Origin of the sequence: Streptomyces spiralis (genome assembly GCF_014654675.1) — a bacterium.
GTDB classification, from domain to species: domain Bacteria; phylum Actinomycetota; class Actinomycetes; order Streptomycetales; family Streptomycetaceae; genus Streptomyces; species Streptomyces spiralis.
In genome coordinates, this window is record NZ_BNBC01000131.1 from 1 (window position 1) to 1452 (window position 1452).

General features: G+C 69.2%; 1 protein-coding gene and 1 pseudogene. Both read right to left on the bottom strand.

Translation table 11 applies throughout. The annotated features are described in order from the left end of the window. Positions 1-103: 103 nt before the first annotated feature. Positions 104-508: a DUF779 domain-containing protein gene (locus IE318_RS44310; RefSeq protein ID WP_189908480.1), complete on the bottom strand. Its 405-nt coding sequence runs from the start codon at positions 506-508 to the stop codon at positions 104-106. After that, positions 508-1452 (bottom strand): annotated as a pseudogene (gene adh / locus IE318_RS44315) (aldehyde dehydrogenase); the annotation flags it as partial. The pseudogene adh and the gene IE318_RS44310, both read right to left, overlap by 1 nt.

Sequence of the window (1452 nt, forward strand, 5' to 3'; positions counted from 1 at the left end):
GGGACGTCGCGGGGCCGGACACGTGGGTGTCCGGCCCCGCTGTCGCCACCGCCTGCGCCGGCGCGGTGGTCGTCGGGTGTCCCCGTTCCCGGGGGCCGACGGGTCAGCCGTCGGTGTCGGCCCCGGTCGGCAGGGGTGGTTCGGCGGCGATGTGTTCCCATTCCTTGTCGGTGAGGACGCGGGAGCGGATCAGGAAGCGGACGCCTTCGGGTGATTCGAGGGAGAACCCGCTTCCTCTGCCGGGGACCACGTCGACGGTGAGGTGGGTGTGCCGCCAGTACGTGTACTGGTCGGCGCTCATCCAGAAGGGGGTGTCGTCGGCGACGTGGCCGAGCAGGACGTCCACGGCGCCGACGTGGAACTCGCCGCGGGGGTAGCACATGGGTGCGCTGCCGTCGCAGCAGCCGCCGGACTGGTGGAACATCACCGGTCCGTGCGTCGCGGCGAGCCGTCGCACCAGGTCCTCGGCGGCCAAGGTCAGCTCGACGCGCCTGGTGCGGGCGGCCATCAGAAGAACCCGAGCTTCTGGCCGGAGTAGCTGACCAGCAGGTTCTTGGTCTGCTGGTAGTGGTCGAGCATCATCTTGTGGGTTTCGCGGCCGATGCCGGACTTCTTGTAGCCGCCGAACGCGGCGTGCGCCGGGTAGGCGTGGTAGCAGTTCGTCCACACGCGGCCGGCCTTGATGCCGCGGCCGAGGCGGTAGGCGGTGTTGCCGTCCCGGGTCCACACACCGGCGCCGAGGCCGTACAGCGTGTCGTTGGCGATCTTCAGGGCCTCGTCGACCGAGTCGAACGTGGTGACCGAGACGACCGGGCCGAAGATCTCCTCCTGGAAGATCCGCATGTCGTTGGTGCCGCGGAAGATGGTCGGCTCGATGTAGTAGCCGCCCTCCAGACCGGCGACGGCGCGGGGGCTGCCGCCGGTGAGGAGTTCGGCGCCCTCCTGCCGGCCGATGTCGATGTAGGACAGGATCTTCTCGTACTGGTCGTTGCTGGCCTGGGCGCCGATCATGGTCGCCGGGTCCAGCGGGTCGCCGCTGACGATGGCCTTGGTGCGCTCGACGCAGCGGCCCATGAACTCGTCGTAGATCGACGCATGGACGAGCGCGCGGGAGGGGCAGGTGCACACCTCGCCCTGGTTCAGCGCGAACATCACGAAGCCCTCGACGGCCTTGTCCAGGAAGTCGTCGTCGGCGGCCGTCACGTCGGGCAGGAAGATGTTGGGGCTTTTGCCGCCCAGTTCCAGCGTGACGGGGATGATGTTCTCGCTGGCGTACTGCATGATCAGGCGGCCGGTGGTGGTCTCGCCGGTGAAGGCGACCTTGGCCACGCGCGGGCTGGAGGCGAGCGGCTTGCCCGCCTCGACGCCGAAGCCGTTGACGACGTTGAGGACGCCGGGCGGGAGCAGGTCGGCGATCAGGTCGATCACGTACAGCAGGCTGACCGGGGTCTG

What these genes read in the sequence shown, in the direction of transcription:
- IE318_RS44310 (WP_189908480.1), bottom strand. Translation starts at nt 508, where the DNA reads ATGGCCGCCCGCACCAGGCGCGTCGAGCTGACCTTGGCCGCCGAGGAC.